The sequence below is a fragment of the Pantoea sp. B_9 genome (assembly GCF_008632015.1).
Lineage (GTDB): Bacteria > Pseudomonadota > Gammaproteobacteria > Enterobacterales > Enterobacteriaceae > Pantoea > Pantoea dispersa.
On record NZ_VWVL01000003.1, the window covers coordinates 612,465 to 631,920 of the forward strand.

At 55.6% G+C, this 19,456-nt stretch carries 18 protein-coding genes and 3 pseudogenes; 14 read left to right on the top strand and 7 right to left on the bottom strand.

Annotated elements, in window-relative coordinates; genetic code table 11:
* Window positions 1-20 precede the first annotated feature (20 nt).
* From treZ to F3I21_RS13065, 5 genes are all read left to right on the top strand, one after another.
* Window positions 21-1,805: a malto-oligosyltrehalose trehalohydrolase gene (treZ, locus tag F3I21_RS13045; RefSeq protein WP_150059095.1), complete on the top strand. Its 1,785-nt coding sequence runs from the start codon at window positions 21-23 to the stop codon at window positions 1,803-1,805.
* Entirely contained in the window at window positions 1,802-4,297 is a 2,496-nt protein-coding gene (gene treY, locus F3I21_RS13050; RefSeq protein ID WP_150059096.1) for a malto-oligosyltrehalose synthase, read from the top strand. Before treZ ends, treY begins: the two co-directional genes overlap by 4 nt.
* Window positions 4,298-4,356: 59 nt before the next feature.
* Window positions 4,357-6,432 carry a glycogen debranching protein GlgX gene (gene glgX / locus F3I21_RS13055; RefSeq protein WP_058770500.1) on the top strand — a complete coding sequence of 692 codons (2,076 nt, stop codon included), beginning with the start codon at window positions 4,357-4,359 and terminating at the stop codon, window positions 6,430-6,432.
* Window positions 6,433-6,839: 407 nt separating this feature from the next.
* Complete coding sequence (locus F3I21_RS13060) at window positions 6,840-8,483, top strand: methyl-accepting chemotaxis protein (RefSeq protein ID WP_150059097.1); 1,644 nt, start codon at window positions 6,840-6,842, stop codon at window positions 8,481-8,483.
* Between the two features lie 188 nt (window positions 8,484-8,671).
* Window positions 8,672-9,868 carry an MFS transporter gene (locus F3I21_RS13065; RefSeq protein WP_150059098.1) on the top strand — a complete coding sequence of 399 codons (1,197 nt, stop codon included), beginning with the start codon at window positions 8,672-8,674 and terminating at the stop codon, window positions 9,866-9,868.
* A 3-nt stretch (window positions 9,869-9,871) separates the two neighbouring features.
* Here the strand turns inward: F3I21_RS13065 and F3I21_RS13070 are convergent, their stop codons facing one another.
* Both F3I21_RS13070 and F3I21_RS13075 read right to left on the bottom strand, forming a co-directional pair.
* A complete protein-coding gene (locus F3I21_RS13070; RefSeq protein ID WP_150059099.1) occupies window positions 9,872-10,444 on the bottom strand; it encodes a pyridoxamine 5'-phosphate oxidase family protein in 573 nt (190 codons plus the stop codon).
* Window positions 10,445-10,455: 11 nt separating this feature from the next.
* On the bottom strand, window positions 10,456-11,184 hold the full coding sequence (locus tag F3I21_RS13075) for a YoaK family protein (RefSeq protein WP_010615793.1): 729 nt from the start codon (window positions 11,182-11,184) through the stop codon (window positions 10,456-10,458).
* Between the two features lie 188 nt (window positions 11,185-11,372).
* Between F3I21_RS13075 and F3I21_RS13080 the strand changes: the two genes are divergently transcribed.
* The 5 genes from F3I21_RS13080 to F3I21_RS13100 all read left to right on the top strand — a co-directional run bounded on the left by F3I21_RS13080 (window position 11,373) and on the right by F3I21_RS13100 (window position 13,275).
* Window positions 11,373-11,990: a TetR/AcrR family transcriptional regulator gene (locus tag F3I21_RS13080; protein WP_150059100.1), complete on the top strand. Its 618-nt coding sequence runs from the start codon at window positions 11,373-11,375 to the stop codon at window positions 11,988-11,990.
* A gap of 143 nt (window positions 11,991-12,133) precedes the next feature.
* Window positions 12,134-12,337: a hypothetical protein gene (locus F3I21_RS13085; protein ID WP_021508701.1), complete on the top strand. Its 204-nt coding sequence runs from the start codon at window positions 12,134-12,136 to the stop codon at window positions 12,335-12,337.
* Between the two features lie 18 nt (window positions 12,338-12,355).
* Window positions 12,356-12,610 (top strand): biofilm development regulator YmgB/AriR family protein, encoded by a 255-nt coding sequence (locus F3I21_RS13090; protein ID WP_125310694.1) that lies wholly within the window; start codon window positions 12,356-12,358, stop codon window positions 12,608-12,610.
* 187 nt (window positions 12,611-12,797) lie between these two features.
* Entirely contained in the window at window positions 12,798-13,025 is a 228-nt protein-coding gene (locus F3I21_RS13095) for a YgdI/YgdR family lipoprotein (RefSeq protein WP_021508703.1), read from the top strand.
* A gap of 22 nt (window positions 13,026-13,047) precedes the next feature.
* Window positions 13,048-13,275 (top strand): YgdI/YgdR family lipoprotein, encoded by a 228-nt coding sequence (locus F3I21_RS13100; protein WP_021508704.1) that lies wholly within the window; start codon window positions 13,048-13,050, stop codon window positions 13,273-13,275.
* A 111-nt stretch (window positions 13,276-13,386) separates the two neighbouring features.
* On the opposite strand, the gene F3I21_RS13105 is transcribed toward F3I21_RS13100, so the two are convergent.
* Complete coding sequence (locus F3I21_RS13105; RefSeq protein WP_058758895.1) at window positions 13,387-14,466, bottom strand: zinc-binding dehydrogenase; 1,080 nt, start codon at window positions 14,464-14,466, stop codon at window positions 13,387-13,389.
* Window positions 14,467-14,577: 111 nt separating this feature from the next.
* On the opposite strand from F3I21_RS13105, the gene F3I21_RS13110 reads away from it, so the two are divergent.
* Window positions 14,578-15,372 carry a helix-turn-helix transcriptional regulator gene (locus tag F3I21_RS13110; protein WP_150059101.1) on the top strand — a complete coding sequence of 265 codons (795 nt, stop codon included), beginning with the start codon at window positions 14,578-14,580 and terminating at the stop codon, window positions 15,370-15,372.
* 49 nt (window positions 15,373-15,421) lie between these two features.
* A pseudogene (locus F3I21_RS13115) lies at window positions 15,422-15,649 on the top strand (hypothetical protein); the annotation flags it as partial.
* Here F3I21_RS13115 and F3I21_RS13120 read toward each other — a convergent pair.
* A complete protein-coding gene (locus tag F3I21_RS13120; protein WP_058775118.1) occupies window positions 15,623-16,525 on the bottom strand; it encodes a LysR family transcriptional regulator in 903 nt (300 codons plus the stop codon). The pseudogene F3I21_RS13115 and the gene F3I21_RS13120 overlap by 27 nt on opposite strands.
* A 94-nt stretch (window positions 16,526-16,619) precedes the next feature.
* Between F3I21_RS13120 and F3I21_RS13125 the strand changes: the two genes are divergently transcribed.
* Window positions 16,620-17,627, top strand: a complete 1,008-nt coding sequence (locus tag F3I21_RS13125) for an NAD(P)-dependent alcohol dehydrogenase (RefSeq protein ID WP_141496091.1) — start codon at window positions 16,620-16,622, stop codon at window positions 17,625-17,627.
* 229 nt (window positions 17,628-17,856) lie between these two features.
* On the top strand, window positions 17,857-18,324 hold the full coding sequence (locus F3I21_RS13130; protein ID WP_104187156.1) for a GNAT family N-acetyltransferase: 468 nt from the start codon (window positions 17,857-17,859) through the stop codon (window positions 18,322-18,324).
* A gap of 151 nt (window positions 18,325-18,475) precedes the next feature.
* Here F3I21_RS13130 and F3I21_RS13135 read toward each other — a convergent pair.
* From F3I21_RS13135 to F3I21_RS13145, 3 genes and pseudogenes are all read right to left on the bottom strand, one after another.
* A pseudogene (locus F3I21_RS13135) lies at window positions 18,476-19,009 on the bottom strand (GNAT family N-acetyltransferase).
* Between the two features lie 127 nt (window positions 19,010-19,136).
* Window positions 19,137-19,307 (bottom strand): annotated as a pseudogene (locus F3I21_RS13140) (integrase); the annotation flags it as partial.
* Window positions 19,308-19,347: 40 nt separating this feature from the next.
* Window positions 19,348-19,456: IS3 family transposase (locus F3I21_RS13145; protein WP_146068640.1), on the bottom strand; the 109-nt coding region annotated here is incomplete at its 5' end.

A 19,456-nucleotide genomic window follows, 5' to 3' on the forward strand; every position in this document is an offset into this window, starting at 1 on the left:
GGGCTTAACGAGGCAATAGAATGGAATCCACAACGTTGGAAAAATCCTGGGGTGCTGAAATCCTTGCTGACGGCAGCGTGCGGTTTCGCCTTTGGGCACCCGGTCAGCAGCAAATTACCCTTCACGCCGATGGTCAGCAGCATGCCATGCAGCCGCAGCAGGATGGCTGGTTCAGCCTGACGCTGCGCGGGCCTGGTCACGGCAGCGAATATCACTACGAGCTGGCCGATGGCAGCACGGTGCCCGATCCGGCCGCGCGGGCACAACGCGCCGATGTCAACGGCCCTTCTCTGGTTATCGACCCTCACCATTACGACTGGCAACAGCGCGACTGGCAGGGACGGCCCTGGCATGAAACGGTGGTCTACGAGCTGCACATCGGCACCTTTACCGCCGAAGGCACCTTCCGCGCGGCTATCGAAAAACTCCCCGCGCTGGCCGACCTCGGTATCACCATGATCGAAGTACTGCCGGTGTCGCAGTTTGGCGGCACGCGCGGCTGGGGCTATGACGGCGTTCTGCTGTATGCGCCGCACGCGGCGTATGGCTCACCGGATGATTTCAAAGCCTTTGTCGATGCCGCGCACGCATTGGGACTGTCGATGGTGCTGGATATTGTGCTCAACCACTTTGGTCCGGAAGGCAATTACCTGCCGCTACTGGCGCCGGCCTTTTTCCACGAAGAGCGCATGACGCCGTGGGGCGCCGGGATTGCTTACGATGTCGATGCCGCGCGGCGTTATATCGTCGAAGCGCCGCTCTACTGGCTGAAGGAGTTTAACCTCGACGGCCTGCGCTTCGATGCCATCGACCAGATTGAGGACACGTCCAGCAAGCATGTGCTGATTGAGATTGCCGAACGCATTCGCAGCGAAATCCACTCTCGCCCGATCCATCTCACCACCGAAGACAGCCGCAACGTGATCTTCCTGCATCCGCGCGATGCGGACGGTAACGCGCCACTGTTCAGCGGTGAATGGAACGACGATTTTCATAATGCCATTCACGTCTTTGCCACTGGCGAGACGCACGCGTATTACCAGGATTTCGCCGACGTACCGGAGAAATTAATCGCGCGCATTCTCACCGAGGGCTTTGCTTATCAGGGCGAGCTGTCGCCACAGAGCGGCCAGCGGCGCGGCGTACCCAGCGCAGGCCAGCCGCCGGTCGCGTTTGTCGATTTCATCCAGAATCACGATCAGGTGGGCAATCGCGCCCAGGGCGAACGCCTGATTAGCCTGGCCGGTGTCGATCGCACCAAAGTGCTGCTCGCCACCCTGCTGCTGTCACCGCATATTCCGCTGCTGTTTATGGGCGAAGAGTACGGTGAAACCAACCCGTTCCTGTTCTTTACCGATTTCCACGGCGATCTGGCGAAAGCGGTGCGCGAAGGACGTGCGCGCGAATTTACCGGTCACGCCGGTCATGACGATACGGTACCGGATCCCAATTCTGAAGAGACCTTCACGCGTTCGAAACTGGACTGGAGCAAAGTGGAAAATCCCGCAGGCAAGGCGTGGCTGACGCTTACGCGCCAGTTGCTGGCGTTGCGCCAGCAGCACATCGTGCCGCTGCTGCCGGATGCCCGCAGGCATAACGGCCAGGTGCTGCGCACCGCACCAGGCTTTGTCGCCGTCAGCTGGCAGTTCCCGCAGGGCCAGCTGTCGCTGGCGCTGAATATTGGACAGCAGAGCCAGCCGCTGCCCGCGATGCCCGGCGAGACGCTCTTTGCGTGGCCACAGGAAAGCGGCGAGCTGCCGCAGCACTCCCTCATCGTGCGTCTGGCAAAAGGAGCAGCGCAATGAGCATTCCAACCGCGACTTACCGCATCCAGTTCCGTAACGGCATGACCTTTGACCGTGCGGCGCAGCTGGTGCCCTATCTGCAGCAGCTGGGTATCAGCCATCTTTATGCCTCGCCGATCTTTACCGCCACGCGCGACTCGACGCACGGCTATGACGTCACCGATGCCAATGAGATTGACCCGGCGATTGGCGGACGCGCCGGTTTTGACCGCCTCAGCGCGGCGCTGCAGCAGGCCGGGATTGGCCTGATCCTCGATATTGTGCCTAACCACATGGCGGCGTCGCTGGAAAATGCCTGGTGGCGCGATGTGATTGAACACGGGGAGGCCAGCCGCTTCGCGCGCTACTTTGATATCGACTGGTCGCGCAGGCTGACGCTACCGTTCCTCGGCGATGATTTTGACCGCGTGCTGGCCAATGATGAACTCAGCATCAAGGCCGATCCGCACAGCGGCAATCCGTCGCTGGTCTATTACGACAGTTACTATCCGCTGACGCCCGCCAGCTGGCAGCAGCGTAAAGACGAGGTGCTGGCGTTGCGCGATCGCGCGGCCATCGCGGAACTGCATGCGCAACAGCCGTGGCAGCTGATGAACTGGCGTGAGGCGCGCAGCGCGCTCTCCTACCGCCGCTTCTTTGAAATTACCGGGCTAGTCGGCGTGCGGGTCGAAGATGAAGAGGTGTTCGCGGCGTCGCATCGCCTGATTCTCGAACTGGTACACAGCGGTGTGGTGAGCGGGCTGCGCGTCGATCACGTTGACGGGCTGGCCGATCCGCTCGGCTATCTGCAACAGCTGCGTCAGGCCGCAGGCGACGCGTGCTATATCACGGTGGAGAAGATTCTCGCAGACGGTGAGCAACTGCCCGCCGACTGGCCAGTGTCCGGCACCACCGGTTACGAGTTTATCGCCGCGCTGTCACATGCGCTGATTGATGATAATCAGATCGATATGCTGCATCTGGCCTATGAAGCGGTATCCGCTGAACGTAACGACGTGGCGGCTGGCCTGCGTGCGGCACGTGAACTGATGGTCGATCGCAACTTTGCCGGGGAATTCAGCCGCCTGCTGGCGCTGGCTACCGAGGCAGCCGATCTGGTGCATCGCAACTTCAGCGAGGCTGAGCTGCACGTGGCGCTGCGCGAACTGCTGATCGCCTTCCCGGTGTATCGCACCTACGGCCGCAAAGCCGGTATGCCGCTGGAAGGCGAAGCGTTGCTATTACAGGTGCTGGAGCAGGTTAAACACAGCGCCTCGCCTGCGGCGCTGAGCTTTTTACAGGCATTACTGCTGGGGGCGATCACTGAACAGGGCGAGCAGGATGCGGCGGAATTCCGCGCCCGCTTCCAGCAGCTGACCGGCCCGCTGATGGCGAAATCGGTCGAAGACACGCTGTTTTTCCGCAATCACGTAGCGCTGGCGATCAACGAAGTGGGTGCCGAACCACTGCCACACGCGTTTTCGCTCGAACGCTTCCACAGCGAAATGCAAACCCGACTGCAGCATCAGCCGGATGGGCTGTCCGGCACCTCCACGCACGACACCAAGCGCGGCGAAGATGCGCGCGCGCGGCTGTATACCCTGAGCGAAGCGCCGGCGCTGTGGGCGGAGAACGTGACGCGCTGGCGCCAGATGAATCAGCCGCACGTGGTTGCGCTGGCGGACGGCCCGGCGCCCGAACCGCCGGTCGAGTGGATGCTGTATCAGGCGCTGGCGGGCGTCTGGCCCACCACGCTGCAGCCGGAGGACACGGCGGCACTGGACGCGCTGCGCGAGCGCTTTTTGCCGTTTGTGGAAAAAGCCCTGCGCGAAGCGAAGTTACGCACCGACTGGGCGGACAGCAACGAAGCTTATGAAAATGCCGTGCTGGAGTACGCCCGCCAGTTGCTGTCACCCACCAATCCGGCGTTTCTGCAGGACTTCAGCCACGCACTGCAGCCGTTCATCCGGGCCGGACTGGTTAACAGCCTGAGCCAGACGGTGATCAAACTGACCGCGCCGGGCGTGCCGGATATCTATCAGGGCTGCGAAGCGCTGGATTTCAGCCTGGTCGATCCGGATAACCGACGCGAGCCGGATTTCGCTCAGCTGACGGCGCAGCTGGATGTCCACGCCGCGCCGGACTTCGCCAGCCAGCAGGACTGGCTGAGCGGCCGCCTGAAGCAGCAGATGGTAGCGCGCCTGCTGCATCTGCGCCGCGACCATGCGCAGCTGTTCCGCTTTGGTGATTATCAACCGCTCAGTGCATCGGGCGAACATGCGGAAAAAGTGATCGCCTTTGCCCGTCAGGACAGCGACTACGCGCTGCTGGTGATTACGCCACGGCTGATTTTCAATGGTGCACAGTGGAGTCATACCCGACTGGCACTGCCGGAATCGCTGGCGCATCGCCACTATCGCAATGTGCTGACCGGCGAGACCGTAGTGATTAATGACGATGTTACGCTGGACAATGTGAGCTATAGCGCGCCGCTGGTGCTGATTAGCCAGTAGTGTCCCCGATAAACCTGTTGTTTTACATGACTATCTATTCACTGGATGGAGAGGATTGAATGTCTAACGGTAAACCTTTAGAAATCACCGCTGGATCGGGGCACCAGCTCGGCGCCAACTTTGATGGGGACGGCGTAAATTTTGCGCTGTTTTCAGCACACGCGGAACGGGTCGAACTCTGTCTGTACGATGAGAGCGGTCAGCATGAAATTGCCCGCTTCGATCTGCCGGAATATACCCACGAAATCTGGCACGGCTACGTGCCCGGGCTGAAACCCGGCGCGCTGTATGGTTATCGCGTTCACGGACCGTTCGATCCGGAAAACGGTCACCGTTTTAACCCGAGCAAATTACTGATTGATCCCTACGCCCGCGAGTTGCAGGGCAACATCGACTGGAATGAAGCGCACTTCGCTTACGATTTACTGCACGAAGATAAAGATCTGACGCTGGATACCCGTGACAGCGCGCCGTTTACCCCCAAGTGTCGGGTAATTGATACCAATGAGTTTGACTGGCAGGACCATAACCGCCCCAGCATTCCGTGGTCCAACACGGTGATTTATGAAACCCACGTCAAAGGTTTCACCCAGCTTAATCCGGCCATTCCGGCAGAGATGCGCGGCACCTATGACGGCATGAGCCACAAATCCACCGTCGATTACATCAAAAGCCTTGGCGTGACCTCAGTGGAATTGCTGCCGGTGCACTGGTTCCCGGACGATCAGCATCTGCTGGATCGCGGACTGAAAAACTTCTGGGGCTATAACTCGCTGGCCTTTTTCGCGCCTGCCAGCCGCTATTTTGGCCCGCGCGGTATTCAGGGCTTTCGCGATATGGTGCGTGCTTTCCACGATGCCGGCATCGAAGTGATTCTCGACGTGGTGTATAACCACACCGCAGAAGGCAACGAACTGGGGCCGACGCTGTCGTTTAAAGGGATTGATAACTTCTCTTATTACCGCACGCTGCCAGATCAGCACCGTTATTACATCAACGATACCGGCACTGGCAACACGGTGAATACCTCCCATCCGCGCGTGCTGCAGCTGGTGACGGATTCGCTGCGCTACTGGGCAGAATCGATGCATATCGACGGTTTTCGCTTCGACCTCGGCACTATTCTCGGCCGCGAGCCGGAAGGGTTCGATCAGCGCGGCGGCTTCTTTGATGCCATGACGCAGGATCCGGTGTTGTCAAAGCTGAAGCTGATCGGCGAACCCTGGGACATCGGCCCTGGTGGCTATCAGGTGGGTGGTTTCCCGCCCGGCTGGGCTGAGTGGAACGACAAATATCGCGACACGGTGCGTGAGTACTGGAAAGGCGACAACGTCTCAACCGACTTTGCCGCGCGCCTGCTTGGTTCCGGCGATCTGTACGATCAACGCGGCCGCCGCCCGTGGGCCAGCGTCAATTTTATCACCGCGCACGATGGCTTTACGCTGAACGATCTGGTCTCGTACAACGACAAGCACAACGATGCCAACGGGGAAGATAACAACGACGGCCATAACGATAACCGTTCATACAACTACGGTGCCGAAGGCCCCACCGACGACGAAGGCATCAACGCGGTGCGCGAGCGGCAGAAGCGTAACTTCCTCGCCACGCTGTTTTTCTCTCACGGCACACCGATGCTGCTGGCGGGCGATGAGTTTGGCCGCAGCCAGATGGGCAACAACAACGGCTATTGTCAGGACAGCGAGATTTCCTGGCTGCACTGGGAAGATCTGCCGGCTTCCGCTGATGCGTTACGCGATTTCACCCGTCAAATCATCGCACTGCGCGCGCAGCAGCCGCTGCTGCGACGTGAAAGCTGGCGCGACGGCATGGAGATCAAATGGTTTAACGCCGGCGGCGGTTTTCAGCAGGCGGAACAGTGGGACGAGGGCTCGACGCTCGGCGTGTACATTGGGCGTCCGGATCTGCAAACCGAAGAGGGTATCTGGCACGATGTGCTGATGCTGTTCAATCCGTTTGAAGGCAATGTGCCGTTCCGCATCCCGCAGTTTGGTGAAGGCGGCTGGGTGCTGGAGCTGACCACCTCCGACAGCGCCAGTAAGGGATTGGTGATTACCAAAGAGAAGGATTTTGAGCTGGAGGGCCGCAGCCTGGCGCTGTTCCGCCGGCCGTGAGTGAAACGCAAGGTGCCGGTTTCCAGGTGCTCATGAATGCGCACCCTACAGAAACAACGGGACATGCACTCCCGGTTTCCAGGTGCGCATGAATGCGCACCCTACGGAAACAACGGGACATGCACCCCCGCTTTCCAGGTGCGCATGAATGCGCACCCTACGGAAATAACGGGACATGCACTCCCGGTATCCAGGTGCGCATGAATGCGCACCCTACGGAAATAACGGGACATGCACCGTAGGGTCGCCGTTCACGGCGACCGGCTCCACTTTTAACCCGCCAGACTCTTCTGCTACCCGGCACTAAAATTTCATTAACTAAAAACCACAATCTGCCGATGTTCTTTAATCTGCCCTTGTACCCGCCGCGTCAGGCGTCGGGGTGCGTTTAGATTAAGGATAATAAGATGAACATCTCCCAACGATTGTTACTGACCTTTACCATGCTGTTTGGCGCCATCATTCTGCAAGCCGTGCTCGCCATCTCACTGCTTTCCGGCTTCCAGGAGCGCTTTGAATATGTGCAAACCAATGCCATCCCTTCGATCAAAGACCTCAACACGTTAATTGATCGCAGCAATCAGCTGGCGCTGACGCTGTACAAACACCAGACCCAGTTGCAGGACAGCAACATGCCCGCCGTCGAAGCGGACATTGATAAACAGATCGGCGGGCTGAAATCGCTCACCGATTACTACATGAAGCATGATATCTCCAGCGAGGAAGATAAGCGCCTGACTGAGGTGGCCTTTAGCAATATTCAGCGCGTGAGCGAGCGGCTGCCGGCGTTTCTCACTGCCTCGCGCGCGCATCAGAACGCCATCAGCCTTGATCTGATCGAGGGGCAGAACGGCATTGGTGCCGCCATTCGCCAGCTGGTCACCAATTACCAGCAGCAGCTGATGCTGAATATTTCTATCGGCGATGAGTTACGCGCCACCAACCTCAGCACCTTCCATGAAGTGCTGTGGACCACCATTACCGGCGTGATAGCCACAGTGATTATTTTTGGCCTGTTCGCCCTGTTCACCGTGCTGCGCATTCGTCGCAGTCTGTCCGATGTCGGCAAAGTCATGATGCACGCCAGCGAAAATCTCGACCTGACGCTCAGCGCAGACGAAAGCCGTCGCGATGAGGTGGGCAATATGGCGCGCTCCTTTAATCAGCTGATGCGCAGCGTGGCCGGTTCGCTGAGTGCCGTGCGCAGCGCGTCGCATTCGGTGAGCAGCGCATCGGTGCAAATCGCCGCCGGCAATGAAGATCTCTCTGCGCGTACCGAACAGCAGGCCGCCTCGCTGGAGCAGACTGCGGCCAGCATGACTGAACTGAGTGAAACCGTACGTCAGACTGCCGATAACACGCGTCAGGCCAGCCAGCTGGCGGCTAACGCCAGTTCGCTGTCAGAAAAAAGTGGTACCTCGCTCAGCACCATGCTCTCGACCATGGATGATATTCGTGGCAGCTCGCGCAAGGTCACGGACATCGTCTCAATGATCGAAGGCATCGCTTTCCAGACCAATATCCTGGCGCTCAACGCCGCAGTCGAAGCGGCACGCGCAGGTGAGCACGGCAAGGGCTTTGCGGTGGTGGCGGGTGAAGTACGCAGCCTGTCGCAGCGATCAACCTCGGCCGCACGCGAAATCAAAGGACTGATTGAAGAGTCGCATCGACTGACCGAAGCCGGGGCCGCCCAGGCCAGCGACGTCAGCAGCAACATGCAGGTGATGAATGACGCTATCCATCAGGTCAGCGAACTGATGAGCGAAATCGCCGCAGCCGCGGTTGAGCAGAGTCAGGGCATTAGCCAGGTGCAGCAGGCGGTGAATCAGATGGATGATGTGACGCAGCAGAACGCCGCGCTGGTGGAACAGGCCTCAGCCGCGTCGCAATCGCTGCAGGAGCAGGCCCAGACGCTCAACCAGCTGGTGACCCGCTTCGTGCTGGCGGAATCCGGCACAACGCCGATCATCAAGCCTGCGCCGGCGAGCCATAAAGCGCCACAGCCGGGACGCCTGGCACTGGCCAGCGATGCCGACTGGCAGAGTTTCTAATCCCTTTGCCCTCCGCGTCGTCGCGCGGAGGGGCTTTATCCCAATGACGAATTCCCCCCGGCGCGCTGGCGCGAGCGACATTGCCTCAACGAGCGTCAGCAAAACTGCTATTCTGTGAACCATGCTAACGGTCATCAGCAACGAAAGCGTTTCACCTCCGCATGCCCGCCGCTCCCTAAAGGAATCTTATGCACTCTCAGCAACAGACACGCGGTAAATGGGCCATCTTTGGCCTGATGTTTATTCCTGGCTTTACCTGGGCTTCCTGGGTTAGCCGCACCCCCTTTATGCGCGATGTGCTGCACGCCTCGACGGAAATGATGGGCCTGATTCTGTTTGGCTTCTCCTGTGGCTCCATGCTGGGCGTGCTGCTGGCCGGTAAGCTGGTCGCGCACTTTGGCACCAGCCGGGTGATGCGCACGGGTTACCTGATCCTGCTCGGTGGCCTGGTGCTGATGGCCGTCGCGTTAACGCTCGCCAGTAGCGGGCTGGTGTTTACCAGTCTGGTGTTGCTGGGCGGCGGAACCGCGCTGATGGATGTGGTGGTTAATGTCGAAGGAGCAGCGTTTGAGCGGCGCATCGGCAAGTCAATCATGACCATCATTCACGGCTTCTTCAGTTTCGGCACGCTGATCGGCGCACTGGCGGGGCTGGCCATGACCGCAGCCGATATCAGCACCCACTGGCACTTTAGCGTGGTGCTGCTGGTTAACCTGCTGATTGCCGCCCTGGCGCTGCGCCATCTGCCCGCCACCAGCGACAGCGAACGCAGCGAACAGCCGCATCACGGCGGCTTTCTGGCCCAGGTTGGACGTGAACTGCGTGACCGCCAGCTGCTGGTGCTCGGCGTGGTGATTCTGGCGATGGCGCTGGCGGAAGGCTCGGCTAACGACTGGCTGCCGTTACTGATGATCGACGGCCATAACCTCAATCATACCCAAAGCACGCTGGTCTACGCGGGCTTCACCGCTGGCATGACGCTGGGGCGCTTTCTCGGTGGGCTGGTGGTTGATCGTCTGGGCCGCGTCTGGGTACTGCGCGCCAGCGCTTTCTCCGCCGCGCTGGGGCTGACGCTGGTGATTTTCTCCGATAACCCATGGCTGGCGGCGGCGGCCGTGCTGTTCTGGGGCGTCGGCGCGTCGCTCGGCTTCCCGCTAACGGTCTCGGCGGCGGGCGATGGCCATAACAGCGCGGTGCGCGTCACGATTGCCGCCACGCTGGGCTATCTGGCGTTTCTGGTCGGCCCGCCCGGACTGGGCTTTATCGGCGAACATGCCGGATTGCGCATGGCGATGCTGCCGGTACTGATCATGGTGCTGCTGGCGCTGGTGTGCGCCGGTGCGGCTGGCCGCCCGCGTCAGGCAAAAACACCGGCGGAACAATAAATCTCAGGGCACGCGCCAGCTGCCCTGCCAGCCATCCGCAGTGGCCTCAAATCGCGCGCGTTGATGGGGCTCGCGGCTGACATCCAGCCACTCCACGCTATGCAAGGTGATCTGCACCAGCGCGAAGTGCTCGTCGGGCCCGGTGCCCGCCTTTTGCGCGCTGGCAGGCAGTGCGTCATCAGGATGAGCAATCACGCTGCCCGGCCTGACCGGTGACTGAAACAACGCGTGCGAATGCGGGCGCAATGCATGCCAGGCTGCGGCACGCTGTTGTGCATCGTCAACGCGCTGAGCCGTGCCTGCCAGCCTGAGCTGAACGCGCCTGGCGGCATCATAAGCCAGTAACGCCACCTGCGGCTGGGCTGCAATATCCTGCATTTTGGCGCTGCGCCGATCGGCGGTAAAACGCAGGGCCGGCAGCGCGGGCAAAAACTGCCGTATCACCACGGTGCGCATGCTGGGCTGGCCGTCAGCGGTCACCGTTGCCAGCTGCATCAGGGTGAAAGCCGAACGCGATGTGGTGGCTGTGCTAAGCAGCTGCCAGATGGCTTGCAGGCGGTCGTCGAGCGAGATCATGATTCCCTTCCTTAGCGGGCGTGAAGCGGGTTGCTGCCCGCACGTTTCAGCGCCGACAGCGCCAGCGCGCTGAGCAGTAACCCAATGACGATCAGCAGCGCGTAGCTTAGCCACTGCAGCAGCAGAATGCCCAGCACGCCGCCAGCGAGAAACGCCAGCACGGTGTAGCAATGCAGTTTTAGCCGCTCAATGTACAGCGGCGCGTCTTTTGGTGACTCTTTGCGACGCAGCACGTCGAAGAGCATCGCCAGCTCAATGCCGATATCGGTTGACGTGCCGGAAACGTGCGTCGTGCGCACGCGGGCATTGGAGATGCGCGTTACCACCGCATTTTGCAGGCCCATCAGAAAGCTCAGGCTGAGAATCAGTAACACGCCGCCCTCGCTGAAATGAAAGCCGCTTTCGACAATCCCCAGTACCAGCAACGCTATGCCCTCCAGCAGAATATTGATGGCGTAGATGCCGCGTATCTGCCGCCTGCGGCCGGAATTGATGATCAGCGTCGAGACCGACGAACCGGCGATGAATAACAGCACAATCAGCAGGAAGAACAGCCCGATATGCAGATTGGCTTTCGCCAGATGATCGGACAGGGATGAGACGTTACCGGTCATGTTGGCGGAGAAGAAACCAACCGTTTCGAACGCCGCAGTGTTCAGTGCGCCCGCCACGGCGGCCAGCGTCGCCGCCAGGCGGATGTCGGTGTTGAAAGTGCGCGTATCCTCAGTGGAGATCAGCATGAAAAGGTCCTGGCCCGGCAAAAGGTTTATCATCCTCCGGCGGTCAAAAATTCTCAACTAGCTGGGCTGAACATTAACGCGGCTCGCTGTCGATCAGCGCACGCCGGGCCAGCCGTTTGGGCAGGATTTGACCCTGTCACCGATAAGCCGGATAATTTGGAAACGATTCATTCTAAATAGCACGCATTATGACCAGTAAACCCAATCCGGCGCCGGCTGCCAGAGAGCGCGGCAGACCGCGCAACTTTGATATCGACGAAGCGCTCGACAGCGCTATGATCGTGTTCCGCCAGAAGGGTTTTCATGCGGCCTCGATTGCCGATTTAGGTGAAGCGATGAACCTGACGGCGGGCAGTATCTATAAAGCGTTTCAGGATAAACGTTCCCTGTTTCTGCGGGTGTTTGAGCGCTACATCCTGCTGCGCAATGTGGACCTGCGCACCCGTTTGCAACAGTACCCGACCGGCCGGGCGCGCATTGCTGAGCTGTTGCAGTTTTATCTCGACTCAGCCAGCGAGATCGAGGGCAGACGCGGCTGCCTGGTGGTTGGCAGTACCGTGGAACTGCAAACGCTGGATGAAGAGTTATCCCAGCTGGTGCGTGAAGCGGTATTACGCAACCGCAACTTCCTGACTTCGCTGGTTGAGCAGGGGCAAGAGGACGGATCGATTTCGCCACGACTGGATGCCGACACCGCCGCCGGACTGCTGCTTTGCGTGGCATTTGGTATGCGTGTGGTAGGCAAAATTCAGGATGTGACTAATGGCAAAGAAACCATTAATATGGTGCTCAGCATTCTGGTCTGATTCGTCTGGCCTATTAGGAAATAGGCGTTTCCTAATTAATATTCGCCGCGATAACTTTCTAAACCCTGGAATCGCGCGCTTAATAATATTTATCAGTCAGTAACATATTACTTAGATTTATGTTTATTTGTTCCGGGGGTTGAGTGAAGCACGATGAATTAGAAGATGCCGATGAGATCTATCTTTTATTGGGCAAAGTCGTCACACAGATTGTACAACCGGGTGAAACCTTATCTGTTCAGCAAATAATTGGCGCGCTGTATCGCACGGGCTTGCGCTCGGAGAATCCGGCCATCCAGCAGGCCTGCGATAATGCGATTAGGCTGCTGGCCAAAAAGCTGAATTAACGCACTGCTATCAGGGTAATGATGATGCGATACGATCCTTTTCATAATAATTCTGAAGATGCATTACCATGGACTGGTGGATCGCTGCAGGCAAAGCAGCATGAGTTACTTGGCACGCTGGTGCAGGAAATTTTGTGTAGCGGCAAGTTGCTGAACCGAAAAACCCTGTTTGTCGCGCTAATAGCACGTCTCGACCAGTGCGACGATGTGATATTGAAAACGCATTACGAGGCTATTTTTTCTCTGCTGCTTGGTCGCCTGGCCGCTGAGTAATATCGCAACGCTATCCTGCCTTCCCAATATACGCGGCGAAACACATTAGCCGCGCCTGGTAATTTCCTCCTCATCAATTGCACGCTAAACCGCATTAATTGTGCAAAGAAAGCGAGTCAGGTCAGACCAGAATCCGGATTTTGTTCTACGCTTATAGCTGGACTTCAGACCAATCAGGGAAATTACTATGAAGAAACTGACTGTAGCGGCTGTGTTATTGACATCGATTTTTGCCATCGCCGGCTGTTCATCGAATCAGGCGATTAAAACCACCGACGGACGTACTATCGTCACCGATGGTAAGCCACAGGTGGATAGTGATACTGGCCTGGTCTCATATAAAGATGCGCAAACCGGTAAAACAGAACAGATTAACCGTGACCAGATCACCAATATGAGTGAACTGAACAACTGATCTACTCGATAGGGAGAGCGACATGAAAAAAGTGATTTTGTTACCACTGGCAGCCATTGTGGCACTGAGCGCCCTGACCGGCTGTACCCGTACCAGCTACGCCATTCATACCAATGATGGCCGTACCATTGTCAGCGATGGTAAACCGCAGGAAGCGGAAAGCGGACTGCTGGGCTACGTTGATGCCAATGGTGTCAAACAGCAGATCAACAAAGCGGATGTCAAAGAGGTCTCTGAGATTCCGCATTAATCGGTTCTTATCAAGCCCGCGCAGCGGGCTTTTTTGTGCCAGAATTTTGTGATTGAACCCATACGCAGGGCCGTCGTAGGAGAGCAATCCGGCCCAATGCGGCGCCTTTGGTCAGGGACGCACGACGGTGAGTTTAAACGGCCCGCTGTTTTTCGCAGCATGCGCGACTGAATCATTCACTCTCTCAAGCGGAAACTCGGTTACGTCATAGTGGCTCAGATCAAGCAGTCCCGCGCGTATAAGGCCGCAGAGCGTAGGGACTGCCGAAGGTTCATACATCCACTGCCCTTTTACGGTAATGAGGTTACGCATTATCCAGGGATAAGGTAGCGAAAGATCGTCCCCTCCCAGCATGCCAACACCGCCCATAAGGACTGCACGACCATAAGGTCTGACTGACATAATCGCATTCCGGGCGACAGTGGCCTGCGCAGACGGCGGAAGGAAATCAAGGACCGCATCAATAGGTCCCCCGGCCATGTGTTTCATGGCAGAAATATCGATCTCTGCTGTACCTGTGAGCTTTACTGTTTCCACACGCGATCCAAAACGTTTTTTCAAATCGTTCAGCACCTGTTCACTACGGCCCGGTGCGATGACTTTATGGGCTCCCATGGCCAGGGCAGCAAGCACAGCGGAACTGCCGAAATTACCGGTTGCGCCACTGACCAGCAGGCGCTCTCCCGCTTTCAAATCCATAGATAACAATCCGCCATAGGCTATAAGCAGCGTATTGATGGCACACCACCGCCCCGCTTCTGCAGGCGAAATGTCGCCAATGGGCACTGCGTTTTCAGTCGGAATGCGTATTTGTTCAGCAAGACTGCCATTCAGGTGATATTGCTGGATTTTTTGTCCTCCTTCACCACGGGCACTCCATCCCTGAAGGACAATTTCTGGCGACAGCGCGTTGTCACGGGAACGCACCGTCGGATCGCAGAATACCCAGTCTCCTGGTTTCAGCCAGGCTGAGTCAGGGCCGGTCTGGCGAACCTTTCCGATGGCACCACAGCCCGGGATGACCGGCACAGGTAAAAGATATTTTCTTTCCCCACTCAGTACTTCATTCGTGTAGGAAAGAACGGGCGCCGCAACCACATCGACAATGACTTCCCCGGTTCCCATCACCGGTGCAGGCACATTCTTAACGTCCAGCGGACGGCCAAAGGCAGTAAGCACAGCAGCTTTCATGGTCATATTCTCCTGAGGGCATAGAACAATATGAAACCATCATAGGGCGACCCAAAACGGCGTAAAATACACTAGTTTTATACAGGTATAATTTACTACCAGGTTCAAAAAATGGTTAAGAATACTGAGCTCAGCCAGTTTTTACGTTCACGACGTGCAAGGGTGAAGCCTGAGCGTCCCCCCTCTGCCGGGCCTGAAAGACGGCGAACGCCCGGACTAAGGCGTGAGGAAGTTGCGGCGATGTTGGGAATAAGTACGGAATGGTATATCAAAATCGAACAGGGACGGGTCAGCACGCTTTCCGAACGTATAGTTAACGCCCTGGGTAAAGCTCTGCAGCTGAACAAGGCAGAATTTCTGCACCTGAAAACACTGACAGGCCGGAAAAAAAGTGCAGATGTTGAACATGAAGTCCCGGCTAGCTTATCGCATCTGGTCAGGGCGCTGAGTGAGCCTGCCTACGTCACCAATGACAGATGGGATGTATTGGTGTGGAATTTTGCAGCAGAACAGGTCATCACGGACTTCAGCCTGTTGGCTGCAAATGAGCGAAATATCATGGTTTTCATGTTCACTACAGAGGAGGCCAGATACCTTTTTGGCGACACCTGGCCTGCAGAGGCACAGAGAATGCTCGGCCTGTTTCATTCCAGTTATTCACGAAATGCAGACAACGAGACCTTCACTGCGCTGTTAGAACGCTTAAGCCGTGAATGTCCGGAGTTTGATACATGGTGGAACGAGCATGTGATAACGGCGCCGGTGTCCGGAGAGAAAAAACTCACAGGAAAAGACGGGATAACGCGGACATTCAGCTATTCAACGTTTACGTCAAATGACTCCCCTGCACTCAAACTGGCAATTTATGTCCCGCTGTTATCTGCATCGGGCAGCAAGGTTATATGACATCATGATTCCGCCGGAGCAGTGTTAACGGGGTTTCGCTGAGTCTGCCGTAGCCTATAAAGAGCGATCTAACCTGCCGGTGTTCCATGACGAAGTGGAGCGGCATCAGCGTGAAGAAATACGTTATTACCTCCAGGAGCGCCGACATTATTACGGGGTATGTCGACTGCTGGACTGCACAAGCTGTACATACCTAACCCATCTGCTATTCAGTACAGGTGACAGGCTGTTTCATATTGCGTCCCGCAGGCTACCAGCGGGGTGTAGAAAACCATGAAGTCAGCCAGTCTGTTAATGCACTGATTTTTGCCGACTGCAACTGGCTTGAAGGTTTCATTAACCAGACACCATCCTCGCCTGTTGCCTGCCAGTCCGACAGCACTGGCACGAGTGAACCCTCAGCCAGTTCTTTCTGTACCAGCCAGTTGGCCGCGAGTAATATCCCCATACCCGATTGAGCGGCCAGTATAAGCCCATCCATTTCGTCACTCTCGTAACGCGTCTTAACAGGTACCGCTATCTGTTGACCGTCTTTCTCGAGTCGCCATTCGGGCCAGCTGTGCATGGGTGTGAAACCCAGGCAATCATGCTTACGAAGGTCCTGAGGGTGTGTTACAGGAGAATGGCGCTCCAGGTAATCCGGCGCGACACATAAAATGCGACTTGTATTTGCCAGCTTTCGGGCAATTAATCTGCTGTCCTTCAGAACACCAATACGGATTGCCATATCAAAATTATCACCCAGTAAATCTACGTAGCGATCGCTGCAGTGCAGCACAATACGGATGTCAGGATAGGCTTTTAAAAAGAATGGTAAGGCCTGTACGACCCACTTTCGTCCGAATGAGGCGGGAACGGTAAGGCGAATCGTCCCGGCCGGACGCGCTGCCAAATCACGGGCTTCCTCTTCCGCTTCCCGCAGCAATTCATCTGCCAATTCAATTTTTTGCCGATAGCGTAAGCCCTCTTCTGTGGGACGTATGCGGCGGGTGGTGCGTTCCAGCAGGCGAATTCCCAGACGTTTTTCTAATGCAGCTACACGCCGGGAAACGACAGAGACATCTCTTCCCAAATCGCGCGCACCAGCACTAAAGCTGCCAGCGCGAACTACTGCAAGAAAAGCCTCCCGCTGACGATAATCGTCGTCATGCATTATTGCACCTCATGCAACAGTTATTTGTTTTTCAGGCTCATTATAGCGTCAGTTCTGCCTCAAAATGATCGTATTAATTGAACAGGGGGACACCATGAAAGCTATCCACTTATCCGCTGCAGGAATAGACAGCTTAAAAATATGTGATATTTCACCACCACAACCAGGGTATGGCGAAGTGCTGATTCGTCAGCATGCTGTAAGTCTGAATTACCTTGATTTGGCGCTGGCCACTGGTAAATTCGGCGCTGTTTCGCAGCCGGTTATTCCTGGTGCAGACAGCGCGGGAGAAATTGTTGAGTCTGGAGAGGGAGTTGAAGGCTGGCAAATTGGCGAACGTGTGGTGCCGGGGATGATGTCTCACTGGCATGCTGGAGCAATACGATCTCAACATCATCAAATATTACGCGGAGTTACGACCAACGGCGGGCTGGCAGAATACGCTGTAGTGCCTGCTGAGTCACTGGTGCGTATACCCGATTTTCTCAACTGGCAACAGGCAGCGACGTTACCCATTGCCGCAACGACCGCATGGAACGCTATAGTGCGCGGTAAAATACAGCCTGGCAGCACTGTTTTACTGCTTGGCACGGGAGGGGTGAGTCTGTTTGCATTGCAATATGCGAAGGCAGCAGGTGCACGGGTGATCATCATTTCCTCTTCTGATGAAAAACTGGACAGAGTGAAAGCCCTGGGTGCGGATGATGGAATTAACTATCACGAGGTGCCCGAATGGGATCAACGGGTGCTTAAGCTGACTGAGGGGCATGGCGCTGATCTCGTACTGGAATCAGTGGGTGGCTCAACATTTGCGAAATCGATTAACGCAGCAGCTCATAACGGAACCATTTTCGTTATTGGCTTTGTTGGTGGTGCTGAAGTCAGCATGCCTGTTCTGCCCGTAATGCAAAAGAAGTTGAATATTGTGGGTAACAATACGGGTTCGACTTCAGATTTGCGCGCGGCGGTCAGGGCGATTGAAACCTCCACGATTTATCCCGTAATTGATCGTATTTTCACTTTTGCCGATACACGGAAAGCTTATCGCTACCTTGAGGCTGCCGGACATATCGGGAAAGTGGTTATTAGTCTGGATGCATAACGCTGAATCAGCCGGGGAGTTCATCATGGGGCCTGATACCGGCTGATTACTCCTGTCCAGTAATGATGGACACTATTTTCCAGGAAAGGAAGCCCGCTGCGCAAAAGCGCTGAATGAAACGCTGGCATAAGAGTGCAGGATTCATTTTTTTCCTGAGAAGTATTGATAGTCCGATTTTCCATCAGGTGATAAGGTCAGGTTTCCCGGGAATTCTTAAACAGGATTGAGCGTGACTATTTCAGAGAACTATGAGTGGCATAAAGATAACTACCTGATAAGTACAGACAGAAAAAAACTGGATGTGCAGGCTATCCATCTCTATCTCACGAGATCAACCTGGGCTAAAGGGATTGATCTGGCTCTTGTCCGTGCATCCGTTGAAAACAGCCTTAATTTCGGTGTTTATCACGATGACGCCCAGATTGGTTTCGCGCGCTTAATAACAGATTACGCTACGTTTGCTTACCTTTGTGATGTTTATATCCTGGAGGAATATCAGGGAGAAGGGTTGGGTAGATGGGTGATGCAATGCATACATGATCATCCGGTTTTTGAGCGGCTTCGCAGGATCATGTTGTTTACAACCACAGCGCCCTGGCTCTATGAAAAGTTTGGCTACGAGCCTGTTAATCGGGAAAACTATGCATGGAGTATCACACGTCCTGATATTTACACTCATGCAAAAAAGACTGGCTGACCTGCGCTCCTGTTTGTCTCCAGTCTGGCGTATACACTCCAGATCTGCAATCTCCGCTTCTGGCACTGAGCGGACGAGTTTATTGAGCTAAGGGCCGCTGTGAGCGAGTAGCTGACTTTGATAATTGATGTATATCTCAGGTAAAGCATGCTTAATGACTGAATTCGTCTTTTAACAATCCAAAAACCCAGTCATCCTGCCAGCGATCCTGAAGAAGATAGTTTTGCCTTAATGTGCCCTCATGTTGAAATCCTACCTTAAGCAATGTCCTGCGTGAGGCTTCATTACCCGAGGTAACTGTCGCTGTTAGCTTGTGATATCCATGTGTGTTAAATGCAAAACGAGCAATATCTTTTAGAGACTCGCTGCCAAAACCTTTGCCATGAAATTCCGAAGCAAGTATGAATCCTACTTCCGCAATGCCCTCACTACGCTCAATAAAGCCAGTTACTCCAATGGGTAAATGTGTATTCTTTTGACTGATAACGAGACACAGCCAGTGTTCACTGCCTTTTTACCACGGTTGCAAGCGCTTCTCAAAGGAGTGGGTTCTGATCTCCTCTTCCGTTCGTGAATCGCTAATGAAATTCATAACATGGCGGTCCTGATTTAATGCCAGATAAAATGGCCAGTCAGTGTGGCTGAGACAGCGATAATTAAGTCCGGCAGAGGGAACATAATGCATTGGCATTCTCCATATTTTTCTTTAAGTTCTGTTAGATTTGAAGATTTCATGAGCCGGATTTCAACAACCTTACCAACGTTCGTAACGTCCACTTTTGGCACAGGAATGCTGTTGCAGCCCTCACAAATTAAACTTCAATAGACTCAGCTATCTCCAGAGCATCATCCACTTCAATACCGAGATAACGGACTGTGCTTTCCAGTTTCTTATGACCCAAAAGAAGTTGGATCACCCGGAGATTCTTAGTTTTCTTGCAGAACAGGGAAGTTTTTGCTCTTCTCATTGAATGTATATTGTAAAAATAAGTGCATCTGGCTGAGTGAATCGCCACGGATAATCTAGACACTTTCGAGCCGTTGATAATATTTGTTTTCGTATTCAGTTGGTGGCATCTGATCGCTCGAGCCATGCCGACGCTTACTGTTATAAAACATTTCGATGTAATCA

Excerpts from the sequence above, each read along its gene's own strand:
- treZ (WP_150059095.1), top strand. The coding sequence starts at position 21 with ATGGAATCCACAACGTTGGAAAAATCCTGGGGTGCTGAAATCCTTGCT.
- treY (WP_150059096.1), top strand. The coding sequence starts at position 1,802 with ATGAGCATTCCAACCGCGACTTACCGCATCCAGTTCCGTAACGGCATG.
- glgX (WP_058770500.1), top strand. The coding sequence starts at position 4,357 with ATGTCTAACGGTAAACCTTTAGAAATCACCGCTGGATCGGGGCACCAG.
- F3I21_RS13060 (WP_150059097.1), top strand. The coding sequence starts at position 6,840 with ATGAACATCTCCCAACGATTGTTACTGACCTTTACCATGCTGTTTGGC.
- F3I21_RS13065 (WP_150059098.1), top strand. The coding sequence starts at position 8,672 with ATGCACTCTCAGCAACAGACACGCGGTAAATGGGCCATCTTTGGCCTG.
- F3I21_RS13070 (WP_150059099.1), bottom strand. The coding sequence starts at position 10,444 with ATGATCTCGCTCGACGACCGCCTGCAAGCCATCTGGCAGCTGCTTAGC.
- F3I21_RS13075 (WP_010615793.1), bottom strand. The coding sequence starts at position 11,184 with ATGCTGATCTCCACTGAGGATACGCGCACTTTCAACACCGACATCCGC.
- F3I21_RS13080 (WP_150059100.1), top strand. The coding sequence starts at position 11,373 with ATGACCAGTAAACCCAATCCGGCGCCGGCTGCCAGAGAGCGCGGCAGA.
- F3I21_RS13090 (WP_125310694.1), top strand. The coding sequence starts at position 12,356 with ATGATGATGCGATACGATCCTTTTCATAATAATTCTGAAGATGCATTA.
- F3I21_RS13095 (WP_021508703.1), top strand. The coding sequence starts at position 12,798 with ATGAAGAAACTGACTGTAGCGGCTGTGTTATTGACATCGATTTTTGCC.
- F3I21_RS13100 (WP_021508704.1), top strand. The coding sequence starts at position 13,048 with ATGAAAAAAGTGATTTTGTTACCACTGGCAGCCATTGTGGCACTGAGC.
- F3I21_RS13105 (WP_058758895.1), bottom strand. The coding sequence starts at position 14,466 with ATGAAAGCTGCTGTGCTTACTGCCTTTGGCCGTCCGCTGGACGTTAAG.
- F3I21_RS13110 (WP_150059101.1), top strand. The coding sequence starts at position 14,578 with ATGGTTAAGAATACTGAGCTCAGCCAGTTTTTACGTTCACGACGTGCA.
- F3I21_RS13120 (WP_058775118.1), bottom strand. The coding sequence starts at position 16,525 with ATGCATGACGACGATTATCGTCAGCGGGAGGCTTTTCTTGCAGTAGTT.
- F3I21_RS13125 (WP_141496091.1), top strand. The coding sequence starts at position 16,620 with ATGAAAGCTATCCACTTATCCGCTGCAGGAATAGACAGCTTAAAAATA.